This is a genomic window from Streptomyces sp. NRRL WC-3742, from assembly GCF_000720635.1.
In the GTDB taxonomy this organism is placed as follows: domain Bacteria; phylum Actinomycetota; class Actinomycetes; order Streptomycetales; family Streptomycetaceae; genus Kitasatospora.
The window spans coordinates 1-206 of sequence record NZ_JOCF01000230.1 but is presented as its reverse complement, the minus strand read 5'-3'; the positions used below and the strand labels follow the sequence as shown (position 1 = coordinate 206).

At 57.3% G+C, this 206-nt stretch carries 1 rRNA gene; it reads left to right on the top strand.

The features are described 5' to 3' along the window. Positions 1-138: 138 nt before the first annotated feature. A 5S ribosomal RNA gene (gene rrf / locus IH61_RS0140160) occupies positions 139-206 on the top strand; the annotation flags it as partial.

Sequence of the window (206 nt, the reverse complement as noted above, 5' to 3'; positions counted from 1 at the left end):
CTCGTGAGGGGTGGAGTTGACCGGTACTAATAGGCCGAGGGCTTGTCCTCAGTTGCTCGCGTCCACTGTGTTGTTCTGAAACAACGACCCCCAACCCCGGTAACAGGGGGTTGGGTGCGGTTGACAGTTTCATAGTGTTTCGGTGGTCATAGCGTGAGGGAAACGCCCGGTTACATTCCGAACCCGGAAGCTAAGCCTCGTAGCGC